Below are 19,273 nucleotides of genomic sequence, written 5' to 3' on the forward strand. Positions count from 1 at the left end.
AAGACTCTCGATCTGTCTGGGGACTGAGAACCGGTACGGTCCAAGGTGTTCCGCTAGGATGAGTTTCTCGGGTCTTTTTTGCGCAAAAGAACGCCCTTCTATCGATTAACGCCGCAATTCCATCCCGATCGGCCCATCCTTGCGGCCATGGGTAAACTGATCGACCATGGCGTTGCCGCTATCCATCAGCTCCGACGCCAGCCCCTGCCAGACGAGCTTGCCGTGATAGAGCATGGCCGCACGGTCGCCAATACGCCGGGCGGAGAGCATGTCATGGGTGATGGCAATCGCGGTTGAGCCAAGGCGCTTGACGCAATCCACGATCAGCCCGTCGATCACGGCGCCCATGATGGGATCGAGCCCGGTCGTCGGTTCGTCAAAGAACAGGATATTGGGTGTCCCGGCGATGGCGCGCGCCAGCCCGACACGCTTCTGCATACCGCCGGAGAGTTCCGAAGGGGCGAGCGCGCCCACCGAGGGGTCGAGCCCGACCTGCTTGAGAATATCGCCCGCCTGTTCACGCGCCTGAGCCGTGCTCAGGCGATGGGCCTTGCCGCGACCCTTGGCCCGCAGACCGAACACGATGTTATCGGCTACGCTCATGCTGTCGAAAAGGGCGGCATTCTGAAACAGCATGCCGATCTGCTCGACCAGCGCGTTGCGTCGTGCGGGCGAGGCGGTGAGCACGTTCTCCCCGTCGATCTCGATCGTCCCGGCATCCGGTGTGATGAGACCGAGGATACAGCGCAACAGTACGGATTTGCCGCTGCCCGAGCCTCCGATGATCACCATGGAGGTGCCGGCCTCGACATCGAGATCGATCCCGTCCAGCACGGTTTTGGAGCCAAAGGATTTGGTCAGGCCGCGAATGCGGATCTTGGGCAGGGCGCTCATTGGGCGAAGAACAGATCCGTCAGGAGGTAATCGAAAGCCAGAAGCAGGATCGAGGCCGCGACCACGGCCGCTGTGGTGGCCGAGCCGACGCCCTCGGCGCCACCACGGCTGGTATAGCCGTGGTAACAGCCCATCAGGCTGATGATGAAGCCGAACACGGCGGCTTTGGAGAGCCCGACCAGCACATCGAGCGGCTTGAGCGCGTTGAAAGTGGCGATGATGTAGTTTTGCGGGTCGAAACCGAGCTTGGAAACCGAGACGGTAAATCCGCCAAGCACACCCAGGATATCGGCCACCAGCACGAGAAAAGGCAGGGCAAGTGTGCCCGCCACGAGCCGGGGCGTGACCAGATATTTCATCGGGTCGGTAGACAGGGTACGCAGCGCGTCGATCTGATCGGTCACGCGCATGGTGCCGATCTCTGCCGACATGGCGGCACCCACACGGCCCGCCACCATCAGACCGGCCAGGACGGGGCCGAGCTCACGCACCACGGCCAGCACGACTATGCCCGCAATGGCGCTCTGCACGTGATACTGGGCAAACCCTGCATAGGATTGAAGCGCGATCACGCCGCCCGAGAAAATGGCGGTGAGCGCCACCACGGGAAGCGAATAGAAGGCGATCTCGATCAGGCTGTTGAAGAACACGCCCCAGTAGAAGGGGGGGCGCAGCAGATGAGACAGACCGGCCAGGGCAAACAGCGCCAGAGCACCAGCCTTGCGCACGATGCCGAGAAAGGCACGCCCGATGGCCGCGACAGGATCGAGGATAAGGTTCACGGTCAGCAGCCGCCATCAGGGGAGTTCATGGTTCCAGCCCTAGCCTGACTGACGCGCCACGTCAAAGCCCTGATCTGGCCATCCTGATGCGTCGCATCGGGTCAGGCTGGGCGGTAATGATCCCCAGCCGTGCCGTTACGGGAGCGGTTGCGCTCAGCCCCTTGACCGGTTGAGATCGCGAAACTGCGTATGCAGGTGGAAATCGCGCGAGGTCACGCAGGTTTCCACCGCCCCGACACGTTTGTCGAGTTTCTGGAGGCGCTGCGTCAGGTCCAGAAGCTGGGGCAACTGGGTCTGGGGCATGGGCGCCGTCACCTTGGTCATGAGCGACAGCAGAAACGGCTCGACCCGTCGTGCAAATTCCGGATTATGGCGGCGTAGGACGGGCAGGAGTTTCGGAATGATACGACGCCGCATCAGCGCCACAGCCAGCACGATGAGCACGATCAGCCCGGAGAAGGTGCCGCCGCCCGAGTCCATGTCGACCGACATGGTCACTTTGGGTGGCTTGGCGGCGGTGGTGTGCTGATCGACCTTCTGCGCCGTCTCGCCATGGGGCTCGGGCGGCTCGGGCGGTTCCGGTGGGTCAGGCGGTGTAGGTGGGGTCGCATGGGCGGCCTCGTCGCTCATGCGCCTGAGTGCGTCGAAATCGATGATCGTCCCGTCGGGTTTGATCATGCGATGGCTGTTGATGCGTGTTCCATCGGCCAGACGCATGTCATCGGGCGTGACGCGTGTCCCGTTATTCGTGCTGCTGCCATGGACCGCGCCGCTGAAGGTCTCGCCGTGACGAGACGGTATCGCGACCTCGATACTGCCACTCGCGCTTGAATGGGCGTGTTCGTTCTCCAGGACCTGATGAACGCGGATATCGCCTGAGGCGCTGGTGCGCAGCATGGCGTTGCGCGCCACCCCGTCGAAGACGGCATCACCAGGACCGGAGAGCGTGACGACCAACTGGTCGATGGTTCCGCCACGGATCAAAACGTCGCCGGGCCCCGTAGTGCCGATTACGACCGAGGACGCGGTCGCGGTCTCGATTTGCACATCGCCCGGTCCGGACATGGCGAAAATCGCGGGGCCGCTCAGGGTGCCCAGCGTCAGATCGCCGGGACCGCTGCCGCGAAAGAGCAGGGCGCTCGCCTTGTCGACCGCAATATCGCCACGACCCTGACGCAGGGAAAGCGGCCCGTTGACCCAGTCGATCTCGAGCTTGTCATAATTCAGGGCCGTAGAGACGATGGCGGCGCCAGCCCGTAACTGGATCGTCGCGTCCTCTCCACAGGCGCTACCGGTCAACCAGGCATCGTGACGACCTGCCTCAAAGGAAAGACCTGCGGGTATCTCGCGCATATCGGCATTCTGCAAAAGCGCGCCTGCGCCTTGAATGTGAATGCGCGCGGCGCATCCGGACTCGATATGCAGGGTGTAGGGAGCCGCCGCCAACGCTGCCTCAGGACTCGAAGGTGGCGCGCTGGCAGAGGGCGCATTTGTCGGGGCAGTCGCCTCGGCGTAGGCGGGAGAGATCGTCAGGACGAGAGCGATGCCCAGGCTGAAACGGCTCATGGCGTCTCTCCTTGTGGTTCTTGGGGGCGTTCAGAAGCAGGTGTCACAGGCCCATAGATTCTGGGCCGAATGTCAACCATGGCGACGAGCGAGGTCATGAAACTGACGATGCAGATGAAAGTCGCGCGAGGTCACGCAATGCTCGACCGCGCCCAGCCGCTCGTCGAGACGGCTCAGGCGGCCCTGCAGGGCCGAGAGTTCCGGGTTCTCACAGGCTGCGGCATTGCCTGACGCTTTACCCGCCCGAGGCATTGCCGCCGCGGTCAGGACGGCGAGTTTCTTCTTGTGGCGGTAGGCAAAGAACCCCAGCAGCAGGAACGCCAGAATCCAGACTCCGCGATGATGATGCGCATGGGGCATAATCCCGCCATCCATTCCCTCCGGGTCATGGAAGCTGATCATCGAGCCATCGGAACGGATCAGGCCATGCGCGGTGATCACGGTCCCGTCCGGCAGGGTCAGGATCGGGTGGTTTGTCGATCTGAGCTGGCGATGAGAGGTGCTGTGCTGCAGCGAGATGCTTGCGGACGCGTTGGCCTCCTGATGCAATTCGCCGGTCACGTTGCCGAGGATGATACCACCGAAACCGCTGGCATGCAGATCGGCGTCATGTGCTGTCCCATCGAAGCGCAGGTGAGCCGAACCACTGATACGGGCGGTGAGCGTGTCGATCTTGCCTGCCTGCAGGGTTGTGGAACCGAAGCCGGACAGGATCGCCTTCAGGCGTGGAGAGTCAACACGCGCGATCGTGATGGTGCCGCTTCCCGCAGAGACAAGATCGGCAGGGCCGTTGAGCCAGCCAAGCTGGAATGATCCAAAACCACGCGTATCGAGGGTGAGCGCCGTCGCCTGATCAAGGGTAATGTCATTGCTGCCATCTTGTGTGATCGAAACAGGCCCATTCACGCCGCTGATATGAAGGGCGCCGAAACCATGCATCGACGCCTTGATGGCGGTGCCGGGAGCGACATGCAGTCTCGCGGAAGACTGGCAGCTTTTTCCGATCAGAATGGCCTCGTTGCCGGAAGTCGAGAGAGACAGGCCGGATACTGCCTCCTCTTCTGGCGTGTCGAGAACGACCGGCGTGTCCTGACCGGCCGCGCCCTCGATCGTTATGGTTGAAGCACAGGGGGCATCAAGACGCAGCGTATAAGGGGCGGCGTCCATCGCAGCCTGAGGCGAGGTTGTTCGTGCCAGCGCAGTGGCAGGCAAGGCGAGGGCAGGCACGCTCCCCAGAACGATCGCAAGGCTCAGGCTGAGGCGTATCACCGGTTCTGGTCTCCCTGAGTTCTGGCCGTGCTCCCCGGATCGGGCTGGCTGAGCGTGCTGGTGGCGGTGGTAGGGGGCGCGGGCTGTCCGCCAGAGAGGGAACTGCCTGGCGAGGAGAGACCGGTCGCGGCTTTCGCGGTTCCTGTCGGGGCCTTTCCGGTGGACGGCATATCGGCGCGGGCCGGAGCGGACGATGGTGAGGGCATGGCTGCCGCACCGGTCGGTCCGTTGGGGAGAGCCGTCGATCGGTCCGTGGGTAGGGCGGAGGAAGAAGGGGGCGCAGAAGCAGAAGGCAGAGGCGCAGCCTGCGCCGGAGCTCGCTGAGCCGGTGCGATCTGCGTCGGCGATATTTGTGTGGGAAGATTCTGCACCGGCAGACCCTGACTCCGAATACCCGACCCGGTGGGGATCGTGCCCGGTACGGGCGTTCCGACAGGATTGTCCCCGGCATTATCCCGCACCCCGTTACCCGGCGTCGTCGACCCAGTGGAGGGCACGCTCGGGGCTGGGGGAACGGTGACCCCGCCCGCAGGAGGCGTCGCGGGTGGCGGCGGCGCGACGGCGGCGGGCGCTGCCGCCTGAGGGAGGTCGTTCGGTGTCGGGACGGCCGGTACGGGCTGTGGGGAATTCACGGTCGTCGTGGGTGGCGCTGCTGGCGCCGTTACAGCCTGCACGGAGGCGCCCGGGCCGATCTGCACATTGCCCGTGCGGGTCAGCGCACCGCTCACATTCGGTATGGCGACCAGTCCCGTACCCGTGGCCGAGACGGTGGCCGTGTTCACCGATCCGCCCAATCGGGCGCTGGCCGCGTTCTCGACCATCAGGGTCAGCACGTCAAAGCGGCCATCGGTCACGCTCAGATGGCTCGTTTCGGAAAGCTGGGCCGAGAAGGCGTCGAGATCGGCCTGATCGACGACAAGCCCCGAAGCGCCGGTTTCCACGACCTGCGCGGCCCGGTTCAGATGGGCGATATGCACCTGTTCGGTTCCGCGAAGGCTGAGATCGAGCGACTGGATGGTATCGGCATCGAGCTGCCCGGCTTCCAGGCTCGCTTCGAGCGAGGCCAGCGTGCCGTGAATGACGATATGGGTGTCGTGGCTATCATGAATCATCACCCCTACATTGGGGGCGACAAGGATGGAAACATGTGCATTGGGCGCGCAGGCCTTGCTGGTGATGAGAACCTTCGACGATCCCTGGGTCTTCCCTGTGCGCATGGTCAGATGCGCCCCGTTCGACGGCGCGCTGTCGATCGATACGCCATCGCTCATCGCCGGATCGACCATGATCTCGAACCGCCCCAGACAGGGAACGCTCAGATCAAGATCTTCCGCATCCACCACCTGGGGCGCAGCATGCAGCGAAGGCGCACCGGCCATGCCGCAAAGCAGCAGGGCGGCAAGAGCGACACGGCGCGAAGGCCGTTGAACGAGACGATGCATGGGGCGGCTCAGGAGGCGGTGACACATCATGAGAAGCTCCGCGTTCTCCAGCCGGGAACATCCTCATCCAGAATACGCTCGAGCTGGTCCACGCGCTCCTCCAGGCGGCGCGCCTGCACATGCGCCATGTTCAGCGCGGCAAGGTCCGATTCCTGTAATTTGCTGGCCGTTGCCCGCGAGCGGGAGCGGATCGTCGCGATATACATGATCGTGACAAAGAACAGGACGACGGCTGCAAGGCCGATGAAATCATCCATGGTGACGTGCCTCGTGCGCGACCTTTGTGCTGTCAATGCGTCTCATGCTTGCTCTCATCCTTGACGGCTCTTGATCCTGGCGCGCAGCGCTTCGAGTTCGTTCTCGACGGCCATATCGGTTTCGAGCCCGGCCAGCTCTTCCTGCAGGCTCGGCTTGCGTGTCCCGCCTGGGCCACGTCCCAGATCATAGGCTTCGGCCTTCCCTTCGAGGGCGTCAAGCGCACGCTCTACCTGCTCAAAGCGGTTGAAGGCATTTTCCACCCGCGTATCATACAGGCGCTCGCGCGTCTTGATGCGATTGGTTGCCGCCTTGTGGCGCAGCGCAAGGGATTTTTCGCGTGATTTGGCGTCAGCCAGCTTGGCCTGCAGCTTGCCGATATCGTCATGCTGCTGATCAAGACTCTCATTGACCTGCGCGATCTGCTGCTCCAGCGCCTTGCGCGACTGTTCGATGGTCGATTTGGCGGCAAGAGCGCCTTTGGCCAGATCCTCACGATCACGGGTCAGGGCCAGTTCGGCCTTGCGCAGCCATTCATCCTCTTCCTGCACCATGGCGCGCGCGCGGCGCTCGAGCCCCTTGCGCTCGGCAATCATGGTGACGGCCTGGCTGCGTACTTCGACTAGCGTATCTTCCATTTCCTGGATGATGAGCCGGATCATTTTCTCCGGATCTTCGGCGCTGGCCAGAATGGCATTGAGGTTGGAATTCACGATATCCGCAAGGCGGGAGAAGATACCCATGTGATGCTCTTTCTATGCTGGGAGGAACTTAACAGGAAATCGGGGCAGGAGAACACAGGCTTCTCTTGCAAGCGTAACGATCCGAGGTGAAAGATAGGGTTTCTGAAACACCCCTGATGAGACTGGCCAGAACATGGCGCGATCTGCCAGAAACGATGAAAATCCGACACCGATCGGCCAGTCTCCGGCATTTCTGGAGATGCTCGATCACATCTCCCGCCTCGCGCCGCTCGACCGTCCCGCCCTGATCATCGGTGAGCGCGGCACGGGCAAGGAGCTTGTCGCAGCGCGACTGGCCCTGCTCTCGCCGCGCTGGGACAGGCCGCTGATCAAGCTCAATTGCGCGGCCTTGCCCGATACGCTGCTCGATAGCGAGTTGTTCGGCCACGAGGCCGGGGCCTTTACCGGTGCCCAGCGTCGCAGGCTCTCGCGTTTCGAGCAGGCCCATGGCGGCACGCTGTTCCTCGACGAGATCGCTTCTGCCTCCATGGCCGTTCAGGAGAAGCTTCTGCGCGTCATCGAGTATGGCAGCTTCGAGCGTGTGGGTGGCAATGAGACCATCCATGTCGATGTGCGCATTATCGGTGCCACCAATGCCGATCTGCCCGACATGGCCCGCAAGGGCGATTTTCGTGCCGATCTGCTCGATCGTCTGGCGTTCGATGTGGTGATGCTGCCGCCGCTTCGCGCGCGTCAGGAGGATATCCTGATCCTGTGCGAGCATTTCGCTACCCGCATGACCGCAAGCCTCGGGCGCAAGCTCTTCGCCGGGTTCACCGACCGCGCCCGGGACCGGCTGATGCGCTATGACTGGCCCGGCAATGTGCGCGAATTGCGCAACGTCGTCGAGCGCAGCGTCTACCGCATGGAACGCCCCGAGCGTCCGCTCGACGATATCGTGTTCGACCCCTTCCGCAACGGGCCCGACTGGTTGCGCCCTCTCGCCAGCGAGGCGGCTGGGCTGGCCCCTGCTTCCGTCACGGCCGAGCCCGCCACGCTTCCCGCGCGTGAAGCCCCATCCTCGACCCCGTCCGTCACTTTGCCGGAGGGGACGAGTTTCACCGAGGCCACCCGAGCTTATGAGCATGCCCTGCTCGACCGCGCCTTGCGTGACGCTCGTTTCAACCAGAAGCAGGCCGCGATCGCGCTCGGGCTCACCTATTACCAGCTGCGTCATCTGCTGCGTCAGCACGGCCTCGCCGAGCGGAATGCCAGACGCAATGCTGAATCTGAAGGCTGAGGCGGATGAGATCTTGTTCATGAGTGGGGACTTGCAAGAACCGTGCCAAGATCGCGGTTATAATGAGTTTCGGTAAGTGGCCGAGGCTATTGTGGTGTAAATTGCCATTAAGTGTGGATTTACGTCATGGGGGATTGCAGGGCTCTGCCCTGCACCCGCCAAAGGATGGTCATCCTTTGGAAACCTGTTCGAGGGGGCGAAGGGATAGACTTCTTCCGACAGGCAGCGGCGTGCCCCCGTCGCAGTCGTGGCAGCGACCTCACCTTGGAAGTAGGCAGACTCAGCACCGGGCTCTGGCCCGCATCCGCTGGAGAATAGTTGGCGTTTTGAAATCGGCTACAGGGGAGGAAAGGGGCCGCGCCCCTTCCCGGGGTCCTCGTGTTGCTTGGCGCGTCCTGCGCGTCAGGGGCGTCCGATCGAGCGATAGGTAAATCCGGCATCGCGCAAGGCGGCGGGGTCCCAGATATTACGGAAATCAGCGATGGCCGTGCCGCGCATGGCGGCTTTCAGCTTGGCGGGGGCGATGGCGCGGAACTCGTTCCACTCGGTCAGCACGACGAGGGCATCCGCCTCGGTGGCGGCTTCCTGCGCGGAGCTGGCGTAGATCACGGTTTTAGGCAGGAGAGGGCGGGCGGCTTTCATGCCTTCGGGGTCGAAGGCCTTGATATGAGCTCCTTCCTCGATCAGTCGATGAATGAGCGGAAGCGAAGAGGCCTCGCGCATGTCATCGGTATCGGGCTTGAAGGTCAGGCCCAGGATGGCGATGGTCTTGCCGCGCACCGTGCCGTCGCAAAGGGCGATGACACGTTCGGCCATGGCGGATTTGCGATCCTCGTTGATGGCGACCGTGGCCTCGACCAGACGCGAAGGCGCTCCGGCATCGCGGGCAATGGCCGTGAGCGCGCGAGTATCCTTGGGGAAACATGACCCGCCATAGCCGGGCCCGGCATGGAGGAATTTGCGGCCGATGCGCTGGTCCAGCCCCATGCCGCGCGCCACGTCATGGATGTTGCCCCCTACCTGCTCACAAAGATCGGCCATCTCGTTGATGAAGGTGACTTTCATGGCCAGAAAGGCATTGGCAGCGTATTTGGTGAGTTCGGCGGTTTCCAGCCCCGTCATGACGATGGGCGTCTCGATCAGATAGAGTGGCCGGTAGAGCTGGCGCATGAGCGCGCTGGCATGGGCACCCTGATCGGGCGCGCTGTCATCGATGCCGATGATGACGCGATCGGGGCGCATGAAATCGCCGATGGCGTTGCCTTCACGCAGGAATTCCGGATTCGAGGCGACGCTGAACGCGAGTTCGGGACGTTCCTCGCGCAGGATACGGGCGACCTCGCGTCCTGTTCCCACGGGCACGGTGGATTTGGTCACCACCAGCAGGCCCTTGCTGGCATGGCGCGCAATTTGCCGCGTGGCCTCATAGACATAGGTCAGGTCGGCATGGCCATCGCCGCGACGCGTGGGCGTGCCGACAGCAATGAAAACGGCATCGACCGTGTCGATTACGGAGGCCAGATCATCGGTGAAGGCAAGACGCCCGGCAGCGGTATTGGCGGAGACGATCTTGTCCAGACCCGGCTCGTAGATCGGGATGATCCCTGCCCGCAAGGCGGCGAGCTTGTCCTGAGCAGCTTCGACAATCACCACATCGGTGCCGAACTCCGCGAAACAGGCACCGGAAACCAGTCCGACATAACCGCCGCCAATCATCGCTATGCGCATGTGATCTCTTTTCCTGTGCGAAACCTGAATGTGCAGGGCGTAGCTCAAACTACGCGCGGGATAAAGCGCGCAGGGTAGGTGGCAGGCGGCGATGGGCGGTGATCACCTGATATAAATGGAGCCGAAGCCCTTCAGCGATGGCGCCTGATAGATATCGAAGATGATAAAATCGTAGCCGGTACGTCTGTCGACCCACAGACTGACGAGCCCCGCAGGTGAATCGGGTGAACCAAAAAACGCGAAGCCTTTGATGGGTCTGGTCCTGGAGACGATGAGCGGAATGCGCCGGACGGGGGGAGTATTTTTTTCGACGAAAATGACAGACCGATCGGGGGCCCGTTCTATGCAGATATCGGCTGTTGTCGAGAGATGGCTGCAGCGCCTTCGCTCCCCGTGATCGTAGAACGAGGGGTCAACACTTCGCGCGGTGCCTCCACGGATAAGCCCTCGCGGTTGCAGCTCGAAAAGCTGGGCGTCGCGCGTCTGGAACATTCCAACGATATGTCTAAGGATGTCTGGGATGCAGGTCACGAAATCAAGGTGGAAAACCGGACTTGTCTTGAACCCTCTGAACTCGCTCTGCCAATCGAAATACCCATCCATTGTCCCGACGGTCAGCCGGGTTCCTGAAAGGACCTCATCGGGCGTGCGGCATAGAGGAAGTTCGGCAGCCTGTGCGCATCCACATACCAGGGCCATGATAATGGCAGTTACAGGAATTGTTATGCCTCGATATAGTCTTGTTTTCATCTCTTTTTGAGTCATTTAATAATCTTTTTACTTACTGAAAACATCGTATTTCTAGGTAATATTCGAATAAATCGACCATCTTGTCCTCTGGCGACCCGAGGCACGTGGCGTCGTTAGAGGGCGGTGGTTTGGCGTCCGGTTGCGGCATGAGCCTTAAGGCATGAGGGGTGTATTCTGTCGGTCGCGGGAGCAGGCCGAGTAGGGCAGCTTGCGGCGAGGCGGAGATCCGGCCTGGGTCACAGTCACACAAACCCGTTATATGGTGCGCGCGTGGAGGGCTGTTGCAAAAACCCCGGTTGCCTTTCTGGCAGAGGAGGCGGAGAAGAGTGTCATATGTCTGACGGACACGACTCCCCCGACGAAACTGGATCCGGTCTTTTTCCAGCTTTTCACCGGACCGCCTTCTGGGTTGCCGGTTGCTGTTCGTGTTCTGAGGGCCAAGACTGATTGGACCCGGTTTTCCCGTGCTGACCTCATCGCCTCATCCCGCCATACGCTTTTCTACCGGGCAGATTATTCTGCTTGGTCTCGTCAGCACCATCGGTCCGATCTCGACCGACATGTATCTGCCTGCTTTCCCGCAGTTGGAGCGTGATCTTGGGCAGGGTCCGGGCTCGGCTCAGCTCACTTTGGCGGCGTGGTTCATCGGCCTGGCCATCGGGCAGTTCTGTCTTGGCCCGCTCTCGGACCGGTTCGGGCGGCACAAACCCATGGTGGTGGGGCTGGCCATTTATGTGGCGGCAACCATCGCTCTCGCCACCACCGGCTCCTACTGGTCGTTCTGCCTGCTGCGCCTCGTGGCGGCTCTGGGTGGGGCCATTACCAGCGTCATTCCCCGCGCCATCGTGCGCGATGTGGCAACAGGACATGAAGCTGTGCGGCTCATGTCCCAACTCACCCTCGTCTTCGGTGTCGGGCCCATTCTTGCTCCGACTCTGGGCAGCGTGTTTCTCGCCTTCGGAAGCTGGCGCCTGATTTTCTGGGCCGGGGCCGTGGCGGCCACTGCTTTGGCCGCGCTCTGGCTCATGGTCATGCCGGAAACCCTGCCGGTCGAGCGACGCTACGCGCTGCCCCCGGTCGAGATCCTGCGGCGCTATGTGAGCCTCGTGCGTGAGCCTGTCTTCATGTCCTCGGCCACGCTGTCGAGCTTCAGTACCTTCGTGATGTTTGCCTATCTCTCGAACGCACCGCTGCTCTTCGAGCATCTGCTGGGGTTCTCGCCCCGAGCTTTCGCCATTTTCTTCGGGATCAATGCGGGCGGGTTCATTCTTGCCACTCAGATCAATGGCAAGCTGTCCCATCGCTATAAATTCACCTCTGTCATGCAGGGGGGACTGGCGGCCTGTCTGGCATCCGGGCTTGTGCTGCTGGCCGTAAGCGCCAGCCATATCGTCGGGCAGAACGACCCCTGGCCGCTCTGCGCGCTGATCATCACCACCACATTCACCCTTGGCTTCATCGGGCCGAATGCCAATGTGCTGGCGCTTACGCATCATGGGCATCAGGCCGGGGCGGCCTCGGCGTTGCTGGGAACCATGGCCTTCGCCATTGGCGGGTCGAGCGGCATCCTCATGGCGCTTCTGCCGCCGACACGGCTGAGTTCGACGGCCTTTGGCATGCTGGCTGGTATTGCAGGCATGGTGCTATGCAATTTCTGGCGCCGTTCTGCCGAGAGGCGTCAGATCCAGAACACGGGCGAGGCTGCGCGTATCTGAGCATAGCTCTGCTTGCGCTTCTGCGCGTCAGGGGTGGAAAGTACCATTGCGCAGGCTGTTCTCAATCTCCTCCAGCGTCGTGTTCTTTGTTTCCGGCACCCAGCGCAGGACGAAAAAGAACGCCAGGGCGTTGATCGCCCCGAACAGCCAGAATGTCCCGCTGCGCCCGAGATCGTGCACCAGAGTGAGGGTGAACAGAGACACGAGCGTATCCGAGAGCCAGACCGTTGCGCTCGCCAGCCCCATGGCCTTGCTGCGTATGATCAGGGGAAAGACCTCGGAGGCTACCAGCCAGACCGCCACCGAGAGTGAGCCGAAATTGAAGAAGATATAGGCGAGCAGAGCCAGCACCACGCAGACGAGTCTCATCCCCTCCAGCGAGGCGGTACTGTCAAAGAGTGTCCCGAGGGCAAAAAGCGCGAGCGCTGCAAAAGGCAGCATCGTCAGCAACATGCGTCGCCGCCCGACGCGGTCGATCAGCATGATTCCCATAAACGTGGTGATTGTGGACGTCACGCCGACCCCGACCGAGGTCAGCAGGGCAGCCGAGTGACCGAGCCCTGCCTCGGAAAGAATGATCGGCGCGTAATACACGATCACGTTCGGCCCGGAGAGTTGGGAGAGCGCCGCGAGCCCAATCGCCGCGATCAGGGCCGGGCGCAGCCAGGATGTGCGTAAGGCCGACCATCCGGGCGTATCCGATGCCTGATCCTGCGCTTGGCGCAGAGCATCGAGTTCCCGGCGTATCGGTTCGTGATGGCCACGCAGGCGATAGAGCACCTGAACGGCTTGCGCGGCTCTGCCCTGCTCAAGCAGCCATCTGGGGCTTTCAGGCAGGAATACCATACCCAGAGCGAGAAACAGGGCCGGGATGACGCCAAGCCCGAACATCAGGCGCCAGCATTCCGGCGGCCCGGCCAGGGCGTAGCCAACAGCAAAAGCGACGAGCAGCCCCAGAGAGAAGACAAGCTGAAACAGCGAGACCAGTCCGCCGCGACGCTCTGCCGGGGCGAGCTCAGCCACATAGACCGGCACGATCTGTGTGGTTGCGCCGATGGCCCACCCCAGCACGAACCGTGCCAGAATGAGCATGGTCTGCGATGGAGCCAGCGCGCAGCCCAAAGAGGCAAGGGTAAAAACGAGCGCCGCCACCATGACGGAGGGGCGACGTCCCAACCGGTCGGAGAGCGGGCCGCTCATGATGGCCCCGAACACCGCGCCCAGATTGAGCGCGGCTGCAATCCCTTGCTGGCCTGTACTGTCCAGAGCGAAACTATGGGTAATATAGATCAGGGCAGAGGCGATGATCCCGGTATCATAACCGAAGAGCAGCCCCCCTGTTGCCGCAACCGAGGCGGCCAGAGCGACCATGCGGTGAGCGTTGTCCCGCCTGTCAGGCGCGGCTTCGAGCCTGCGTAGCGCGGTGTCGAGTTCTGTCGTAAGGCGTGCGTCGGCGGGGCGGGGGGCATTATCCGGCATGACGGGACTCCTTGCATGGCGCGACACGTGTGCCGGATGCGTACCCTGGGACAGGCGCGCCCCGGAGAGAAAGGCTCAGTCCTGCACGCCGAAAATAACGGCCAGGGTCTTTTCCATGATCTCCGCGGAGAGCTTCACGCCTAGAACGAGTTCCGCACCGATAATGCCCTGATTGACCAGCATGCCCAGCCCGTCGAGCGTCTGACAGCCTTGCTCCTTCGCGCTCCGCAATAGCTTCGTCATGGGCGGGTTCGGGATCACATCTGCCACGATGCGCGCATGGACCAGGGTTTCGCTCTTGAGCGACGGCATGGCCTCTGGATCGCCAAGACCGATCGAGGTGGCATTGATCAGCACATCCACGCCTTCGGGCACGGCCAGTTCGCCCGACCAGTCCAGGGTCTTCGCTTCACACGCTGTATTTTCCTCGAGAAGGTGCGCAATGGAAACGGCCTTGTCTGCGCTGCGATTGGCCACGGTGATCGATTGTGCGCCAGCGAGAGCGAGTTCTACCGCGATGGCCCGTGCCGCCCCTCCGGCCCCCAGAATGAGGATGGTCTTACCCTTCGGGTCGGTCAGCTTGCGCAGCGAGGCCAGAAAGCCTTTGCCATCGGTATTGTTACCCGTGAGTTTGCCGTCGCGGATCTGCACGCAATTGACCGCCCCGATGATTCTGGCGGATTCCGCGATGGAATCGAGATGGTCGAGCACTGCGATCTTGTGGGGGATGGAACAATTGAATCCGGCCCATTCCATGGCCTTCGCGCCAGCGATGGCAGCGGCGAGATGTTCCGGCTTGACGTCGCAATTGATATAGCGCGCATCGAGCCCGGCCTTGGCATATCCGGCCTCCATCATCGCGACGGTAGGGTTCTTGGCACATGGGGTCGAGAAAGACCCGGTCAGGATCGAGCGAAAGGAACGGTCTGTCATGAAGGGCTCTCCCAAGCGCATATCAGGATGCGCTCAATTTTGCATAGCTATGCAAAAGAAGCGATGAAGACAGCAAGGGTTGCACCATGAAGACGGTTTTAAGGAGTGATCATGCGGGACGTGCTGCGTCGCAGCACGAGATCGGCCTCGATCACATGGGTTTCCGACAGGCGCTCATCCGGAACTGATAGTGAGCGGGCGAGGATATCGAGCGAGGCTGCCACCAGCGCATCGGGGCGCTGATCAAAGCTGCTGAGCTGATAGGAGTGCCAGGCCGATTGTGGGATGTTGTCATAGCCGATCACCACCACATCCTCTGGGCAGCTCATACCACCTGTGTCCTTGAGCGCATCCAGCGCGCCACAGCCCATCAGGTCATTGCTGCAGAATAATCCGTCAGGTCTGTGTCCAGCGCGCAGGGCTTCGGAAACTGCGGTGAACGCAGAGTCGTAATGGTCATCGCCCTGGAGCTCGGTTACGCTCGACTTTTCTGCGCTCCAGCCCTCCAGAAACCCTGCGCGGCGGGCGCGTGACGCGGCATTGACGACCGGACCTGCCAGCCAATAGGGGCGCTCGACCCCCCATTGCTGCATGAGCGCTGCGACGCGTCGTCCAGACTCAAAATTATTGGAGCGTACCGACGAAATTCCCGGGCCGATGAGGGCCGAGTTGAAGCAGATTACCGGGATATTCAATGTCGAGAGCGCGGCAGCCGTATCTTCCGAACCGATCGCCAGCGCGGTGATCAGCGCATCCACGCGATATCCTGCCAGAGTGTCCAGCGCCATTTCGAGTGTGACCGTGTCCATGACCTGGACCAAGAGCACCTGAAAGCCAGCCTCGCGTATGCCCGCCGATAATTGCTCGAGGGCCGAGCCGTAGAGCGGGTTACGTAGCCCGCCAACAATGATGCCGATCATGCCTGAGCGCCCTGTCAGCATGATCGAAGGGATGCGGTTTGGCTTGTAATTAAGCGTATCCGCCGCCTTGAGCACCTTCTCCCGCGTGGCGGAAGAAATGCTGGCCGTTGTGGAGAAGGCACGGGAGACTGCCGATTGGGACACGCCGGCAAGGCGGGCAACATCGATCGAGGTGATCACACGCTTGGTCATGGCCCGCTTATGCCACGAAGTCTGGCCGTGACGCGATATGGCGTCGTGAAGCGGGTCGCAGAGCGTCCAATCAGTGATAGCGACAGGGTTTGTTGCGCTCGGGCGGGTTGGCGGACTGAATGACCAGGAGCGTCACTTCGTCGTCGCCGACATTGCCCGCATCATGGCCTTTCTTGCCCTTATAGGGGCCTTCGGCCATGGGGCGCACATCCTGATCCTCGCCGAACAGGATATCCCCCGGGCCCATTTCCACTCGGGTTCCGTCCATCGCGCGTACCCACCAACGCCCCTTGAGCGGGATGATCCATTGGGGCTTGGGGTCAGGATGCCAGGCCCCATTCCAATGGCGCGGCTGAACGGTCATCATCACGGTGGCAGTCTGGGGCTCCATGGGGTTTTGCCATTGTGGCCCCGCTGGCGGCGACATGCTCTTGAGGAAGAAATTCGAGACCGGGCAGCGTGAGACATGGCTTACGCCATTCGTGTCGGTCCAGAGATGCTGATAACTGCGCAAGGGCTTGGCCGGGGTATTGTCCGCAGCTTGCGCCATGGCCGCAGCCGCCAGAAAGGCAAGGAGAAGCGGTATCGGCCATAAATATTTCATTGATCTGGCTCTCGATAATCGGGTTACAGAAGGGTCACATCTTCTTGACTACGCATCTATGCGAAAAACGTTCCGAGACCCTTCACCGTGATCAGATACCTCGCGATCGCCACGGGCTTTGCCATAGCCCTCTATCTCGCCCTCGCCGCGTTTCTCTATCTGCGTCAGGACAGGCTGGTTTTCCCCGCCGATTCAGTGCCTGTTCAGGATCCTGCATCCCTGATGGCGGATACGAGTCTCGTCACCCTCCACACGTCTGACGGTCTGGCGCTCTCGGCCTATTATCGCGCGCCGGGCCATGAGAGGCCGGTCATCGTTTACCTTCACGGCAATGCGGGCTCGATCACGACACGCGCGCATCGCTTCGCATTGATGACCCAAGGCGATACAGGTCTGCTCGCGGTTGAATATCGGGGATATGCAGGGAATCCCGGCAAACCAAGCGAGGCGGGGCTGATACGCGATGCTGCGTCTGCCATGCGGTTTCTCGCGGCTCAGGGAATCGCTCCGGATCGGATCATTCTTTATGGTGAGTCCCTCGGGACGCACGTCGCCATGCGCACCGCCCTCGATTTTCGCGCTGCCGGGCTCGTGCTGGATGCACCCTATACCAGCATCGCCGATGTCGCGGCGTCGCGATACCCCTACATGCCCGTCCGTATGCTGCTGAGAAACCCGTTCGACACGCTGAGCCGTATTCCCGGACTCAAAATGCCGCTTCTGGTCATGCGAACGCTTCAGGACAAGACGGTCCCGCCATCCGAGAGCCTTGCAGTATTCAACGCCGCCCCCGAGCCCAAGCAGATCTGGACGACGCAGCAGGGATCACATTCGACCCTGATCGAGAACGGAGGCCTCGCTGTCCTCGACCGTTTCATCGAGCACGTCAGCCCTGCACCCTGAGCGGTTCAGGGTCTGAGGTCGCGCTCCGTGAATGCCGCTCCATGGGCTATGCGGGCGCTGCAGGGTGCTTCATCCCTGCCTCAGCAAACCATCGTGCGATCAGGGGATGGATTTCAAGGCAGGATAAAGCGCGCGATAACGCGCATAGGCCTGACGATAGGGACCGCTCAGGCGGTCATCCGGGGCGATGGAGGCCACGCGCTCGGGGGGCAGGCAGACTTCTGCAACAGCTTCGCCGGTGACGGCAAGCCGGGCGAGACGTGCTGCACCGAACGCACCGCCCTGCTCGCCATTGGCAAGCCGATGCAGGGTAATACCGAGCACGCTGGCGAGGATAGACGTCCAGAGGGGGCTGCGTGACCCGCCGCCAATCACATCGGCCTGCGTGATGACGGTACCGGACTCCGCCAGCCCCTCAAGCGCATCACGAAAGGAGAAGGCGACGCCTTCAAGAACGGCCTGCGTCATCTGGGCGCGCGTCGTGTCCTGGGTCAGTCCCGTGAAGCCGCCGCGCACCGTGCCATCATTATGGGGGGTTCGCTCTCCGGAGAGATACGGCGCGAACAGCACGGGTGAGGGGGCCTCGGGAGTCTGCGGTAGCTCGGCGAGGAGCGATTTCTCATCCATGCCGGTCACGCGCGACCACCAGGCAAGCGAGGCTGCCGCCGAAAGGGTGACCCCCATCTGGTGCCATTGATCCGGCACGGCATGGCAGAAGGAATGGATGGCATGATTGCCACCGGGGTGAAAACTGTCGGTTGTCACCCAGACAACGCCGGATGTGCCGAGCGAGAGAAAGGCATCACCCGTATGAATCGCGCCCAGTCCGACCGCTCCTGCAGCGTTATCCCCCGCGCCTCCGGCAAAGATTGGCGCTTCTGTCATGCCCCAGCGCGCGGCAAGGTCTGGATTGAGGTGTCCGGCAGGCGCGGAGCCCTCACAAAGTTCAGGCATGGCGGCGAGGCGCAGATTTGACGCTTCGAGTGCGGCATCCGACCACAGACGACGCCCTGTATCGAGCCAGAGCGAGCCGGAGGCATCAGACATGTCCTCGATCAGCGCGCCGGTCATCCGAAAACGTAGCCAGGCCTTGGGCAATACCACATGGGTGACCCGCGCGAAGATCTCGGGCTCATGGCGTGCCACCCAGAGAACCTTGGGTGCGGTAAAGCCCGGCATGGCGATATTGCCGGTGATCTGGCGGCATAATGGAAAGCGATGCTCGAAAAGGGAGCATTCGGTCTCGGCGCGTGTGTCGTTCCAGAGCAGGCAGGGACGCAGCACCTCGCCGCCTTCGCCCAGAAGTACCGCACCATGTTGCTGGCCGGACAGCCCGATGCCGCGCACGCTGGCGAGTTCCGCCGGGTGGGTTTCACGCAGAGCGTCCAGCGCGCGCATTGTCGCGTCGTACCAGTCCTCGGGGTTCTGCTCGCTCCATCCGGGATGCGGGCGGCTGACCTCCAGTTTTTCGGTATGGGCCGCGACGACCTTCTGAGTGCTGTCGACCAGTACCGCCTTGATGCCGGAAGTGCCGAGATCGATACCGAGATACATGCCAGAAACCATGGACTAACGGACCTTATGGGAAAACGTTACGCGCGTTGCGCGGGGCCGGAAGAGACAACGCCGGAGAGGCCTTGTCGGCGCATCCGGCCTCGCAAGAAGGCGAGGGGGTGACCCATCTTGTGAGCATTATACGCCCGGGATGAAAGCGCCGGCCTATGCGGGCTGTCGCGTCACAATCGGGTGAAACTGCCTGTCGATGGCATGTTTAAGTGTCATGAGCCCTGACAAAACGGGGGTCACCTCTCTATTTCTGCAGTTCGGCCATGAGCGCAGGCGGAGTAGGCATGGCCAC

17 protein-coding genes are annotated in these 19,273 nt (G+C 62.0%); 3 read left to right on the forward strand and 14 right to left on the reverse strand.

The window, feature by feature from the left end:
- Nucleotides 1–105: 105 nt before the first annotated feature.
- The 7 genes from WFJ47_RS06325 to pspA all read right to left on the reverse strand — a co-directional run bounded on the left by WFJ47_RS06325 (nt 106) and on the right by pspA (nt 6,951).
- Nucleotides 106–894: an ATP-binding cassette domain-containing protein gene (locus WFJ47_RS06325; RefSeq protein ID WP_336761663.1), complete on the reverse strand. Its 789-nt coding sequence runs from the start codon at nt 892–894 to the stop codon at nt 106–108.
- Complete coding sequence (locus WFJ47_RS06330; protein ID WP_127103639.1) at nt 891–1,676, reverse strand: ABC transporter permease; 786 nt, start codon at nt 1,674–1,676, stop codon at nt 891–893. Before WFJ47_RS06330 ends, WFJ47_RS06325 begins: the two co-directional genes overlap by 4 nt.
- 153 nt (nt 1,677–1,829) lie before the next feature.
- Nucleotides 1,830–3,242, reverse strand: a complete 1,413-nt coding sequence (locus WFJ47_RS06335; RefSeq protein WP_336761665.1) for a DUF4097 family beta strand repeat-containing protein — start codon at nt 3,240–3,242, stop codon at nt 1,830–1,832.
- A 72-nt stretch (nt 3,243–3,314) separates the two neighbouring features.
- Nucleotides 3,315–4,511: a GIN domain-containing protein gene (locus WFJ47_RS06340; protein WP_336761666.1), complete on the reverse strand. Its 1,197-nt coding sequence runs from the start codon at nt 4,509–4,511 to the stop codon at nt 3,315–3,317.
- A complete protein-coding gene (locus WFJ47_RS06345; protein WP_336761668.1) occupies nt 4,508–5,983 on the reverse strand; it encodes a hypothetical protein in 1,476 nt (491 codons plus the stop codon). The genes WFJ47_RS06340 and WFJ47_RS06345 overlap by 4 nt, the downstream gene beginning before the upstream one ends.
- Entirely contained in the window at nt 5,980–6,210 is a 231-nt protein-coding gene (pspB, locus tag WFJ47_RS06350; protein WP_127103643.1) for an envelope stress response membrane protein PspB, read from the reverse strand. Before pspB ends, WFJ47_RS06345 begins: the two co-directional genes overlap by 4 nt.
- 54 nt (nt 6,211–6,264) lie before the next feature.
- The gene (pspA, locus tag WFJ47_RS06355) at nt 6,265–6,951 is read right to left on the reverse strand and encodes a phage shock protein PspA (protein ID WP_127103644.1); all 687 of its coding nucleotides are present in this window, start codon (nt 6,949–6,951) and stop codon (nt 6,265–6,267) included.
- A 133-nt stretch (nt 6,952–7,084) separates the two neighbouring features.
- Between pspA and pspF the strand changes: the two genes are divergently transcribed.
- Nucleotides 7,085–8,191, forward strand: a complete 1,107-nt coding sequence (pspF, locus tag WFJ47_RS06360) for a phage shock protein operon transcriptional activator (protein WP_336761669.1) — start codon at nt 7,085–7,087, stop codon at nt 8,189–8,191.
- Nucleotides 8,192–8,593: 402 nt separating this feature from the next.
- Here pspF and WFJ47_RS06365 read toward each other — a convergent pair whose 3' ends face one another.
- The gene (locus WFJ47_RS06365; protein WP_336761671.1) at nt 8,594–9,919 is read right to left on the reverse strand and encodes a UDP-glucose/GDP-mannose dehydrogenase family protein; all 1,326 of its coding nucleotides are present in this window, start codon (nt 9,917–9,919) and stop codon (nt 8,594–8,596) included.
- A gap of 102 nt (nt 9,920–10,021) precedes the next feature.
- Nucleotides 10,022–10,684, reverse strand: coding sequence for a hypothetical protein (locus WFJ47_RS06370; RefSeq protein WP_336761673.1), 663 nt, complete (start codon nt 10,682–10,684; stop codon nt 10,022–10,024).
- Nucleotides 10,685–11,133: 449 nt separating this feature from the next.
- Here WFJ47_RS06370 and WFJ47_RS06375 point away from each other — a divergent pair, with 449 nt between their 5' ends.
- The gene (locus WFJ47_RS06375) at nt 11,134–12,384 is read left to right on the forward strand and encodes a multidrug effflux MFS transporter (protein ID WP_127103646.1); all 1,251 of its coding nucleotides are present in this window, start codon (nt 11,134–11,136) and stop codon (nt 12,382–12,384) included.
- 27 nt (nt 12,385–12,411) lie between these two features.
- Here the strand turns inward: WFJ47_RS06375 and WFJ47_RS06380 are convergent, their stop codons facing one another.
- From WFJ47_RS06380 to WFJ47_RS06395, 4 genes are all read right to left on the reverse strand, one after another.
- A complete protein-coding gene (locus WFJ47_RS06380) occupies nt 12,412–13,863 on the reverse strand; it encodes a sugar porter family MFS transporter (RefSeq protein ID WP_336761676.1) in 1,452 nt (483 codons plus the stop codon).
- Nucleotides 13,864–13,938: 75 nt separating this feature from the next.
- Nucleotides 13,939–14,796 carry a shikimate dehydrogenase gene (gene aroE / locus WFJ47_RS06385; protein ID WP_336761678.1) on the reverse strand — a complete coding sequence of 286 codons (858 nt, stop codon included), beginning with the start codon at nt 14,794–14,796 and terminating at the stop codon, nt 13,939–13,941.
- A gap of 98 nt (nt 14,797–14,894) precedes the next feature.
- The gene (locus WFJ47_RS06390) at nt 14,895–15,908 is read right to left on the reverse strand and encodes a LacI family DNA-binding transcriptional regulator (RefSeq protein WP_336761680.1); all 1,014 of its coding nucleotides are present in this window, start codon (nt 15,906–15,908) and stop codon (nt 14,895–14,897) included.
- A 70-nt stretch (nt 15,909–15,978) separates the two neighbouring features.
- The gene (locus tag WFJ47_RS06395; protein ID WP_336761715.1) at nt 15,979–16,458 is read right to left on the reverse strand and encodes a cupin domain-containing protein; all 480 of its coding nucleotides are present in this window, start codon (nt 16,456–16,458) and stop codon (nt 15,979–15,981) included.
- A gap of 141 nt (nt 16,459–16,599) precedes the next feature.
- Here WFJ47_RS06395 and WFJ47_RS06400 point away from each other — a divergent pair, with 141 nt between their 5' ends.
- Nucleotides 16,600–17,415: an alpha/beta fold hydrolase gene (locus WFJ47_RS06400; protein WP_336761682.1), complete on the forward strand. Its 816-nt coding sequence runs from the start codon at nt 16,600–16,602 to the stop codon at nt 17,413–17,415.
- Nucleotides 17,416–17,514: 99 nt separating this feature from the next.
- Here the strand turns inward: WFJ47_RS06400 and xylB are convergent, their stop codons facing one another.
- Nucleotides 17,515–18,969 carry a xylulokinase gene (gene xylB / locus WFJ47_RS06405; RefSeq protein ID WP_336761717.1) on the reverse strand — a complete coding sequence of 485 codons (1,455 nt, stop codon included), beginning with the start codon at nt 18,967–18,969 and terminating at the stop codon, nt 17,515–17,517.
- Between the last annotated feature and the right edge of the window lie 304 nt (nt 18,970–19,273).

Source organism: Asaia sp. VD9, from assembly GCF_037150015.1.
Lineage (GTDB): Bacteria > Pseudomonadota > Alphaproteobacteria > Acetobacterales > Acetobacteraceae > Asaia.

Coding starts and splice junctions, on each gene's coding strand:
- WFJ47_RS06325 (WP_336761663.1), bottom strand. CDS start 894: ATGAGCGCCCTGCCCAAGATCCGCATTCGCGGCCTGACCAAATCCTTT.
- WFJ47_RS06335 (WP_336761665.1), bottom strand. CDS start 3,242: ATGAGCCGTTTCAGCCTGGGCATCGCTCTCGTCCTGACGATCTCTCCC.
- WFJ47_RS06345 (WP_336761668.1), bottom strand. CDS start 5,983: ATGATGTGTCACCGCCTCCTGAGCCGCCCCATGCATCGTCTCGTTCAA.
- pspB (WP_127103643.1), bottom strand. CDS start 6,210: ATGGATGATTTCATCGGCCTTGCAGCCGTCGTCCTGTTCTTTGTCACG.
- pspA (WP_127103644.1), bottom strand. CDS start 6,951: ATGGGTATCTTCTCCCGCCTTGCGGATATCGTGAATTCCAACCTCAAT.
- pspF (WP_336761669.1), top strand. CDS start 7,085: ATGGCGCGATCTGCCAGAAACGATGAAAATCCGACACCGATCGGCCAG.
- WFJ47_RS06365 (WP_336761671.1), bottom strand. CDS start 9,919: ATGCGCATAGCGATGATTGGCGGCGGTTATGTCGGACTGGTTTCCGGT.
- WFJ47_RS06370 (WP_336761673.1), bottom strand. CDS start 10,684: ATGACTCAAAAAGAGATGAAAACAAGACTATATCGAGGCATAACAATT.
- WFJ47_RS06380 (WP_336761676.1), bottom strand. CDS start 13,863: ATGCCGGATAATGCCCCCCGCCCCGCCGACGCACGCCTTACGACAGAA.
- aroE (WP_336761678.1), bottom strand. CDS start 14,796: ATGACAGACCGTTCCTTTCGCTCGATCCTGACCGGGTCTTTCTCGACC.
- WFJ47_RS06390 (WP_336761680.1), bottom strand. CDS start 15,908: ATGACCAAGCGTGTGATCACCTCGATCGATGTTGCCCGCCTTGCCGGC.
- WFJ47_RS06395 (WP_336761715.1), bottom strand. CDS start 16,458: ATGGCGCAAGCTGCGGACAATACCCCGGCCAAGCCCTTGCGCAGTTAT.
- xylB (WP_336761717.1), bottom strand. CDS start 18,969: ATGTATCTCGGTATCGATCTCGGCACTTCCGGCATCAAGGCGGTACTG.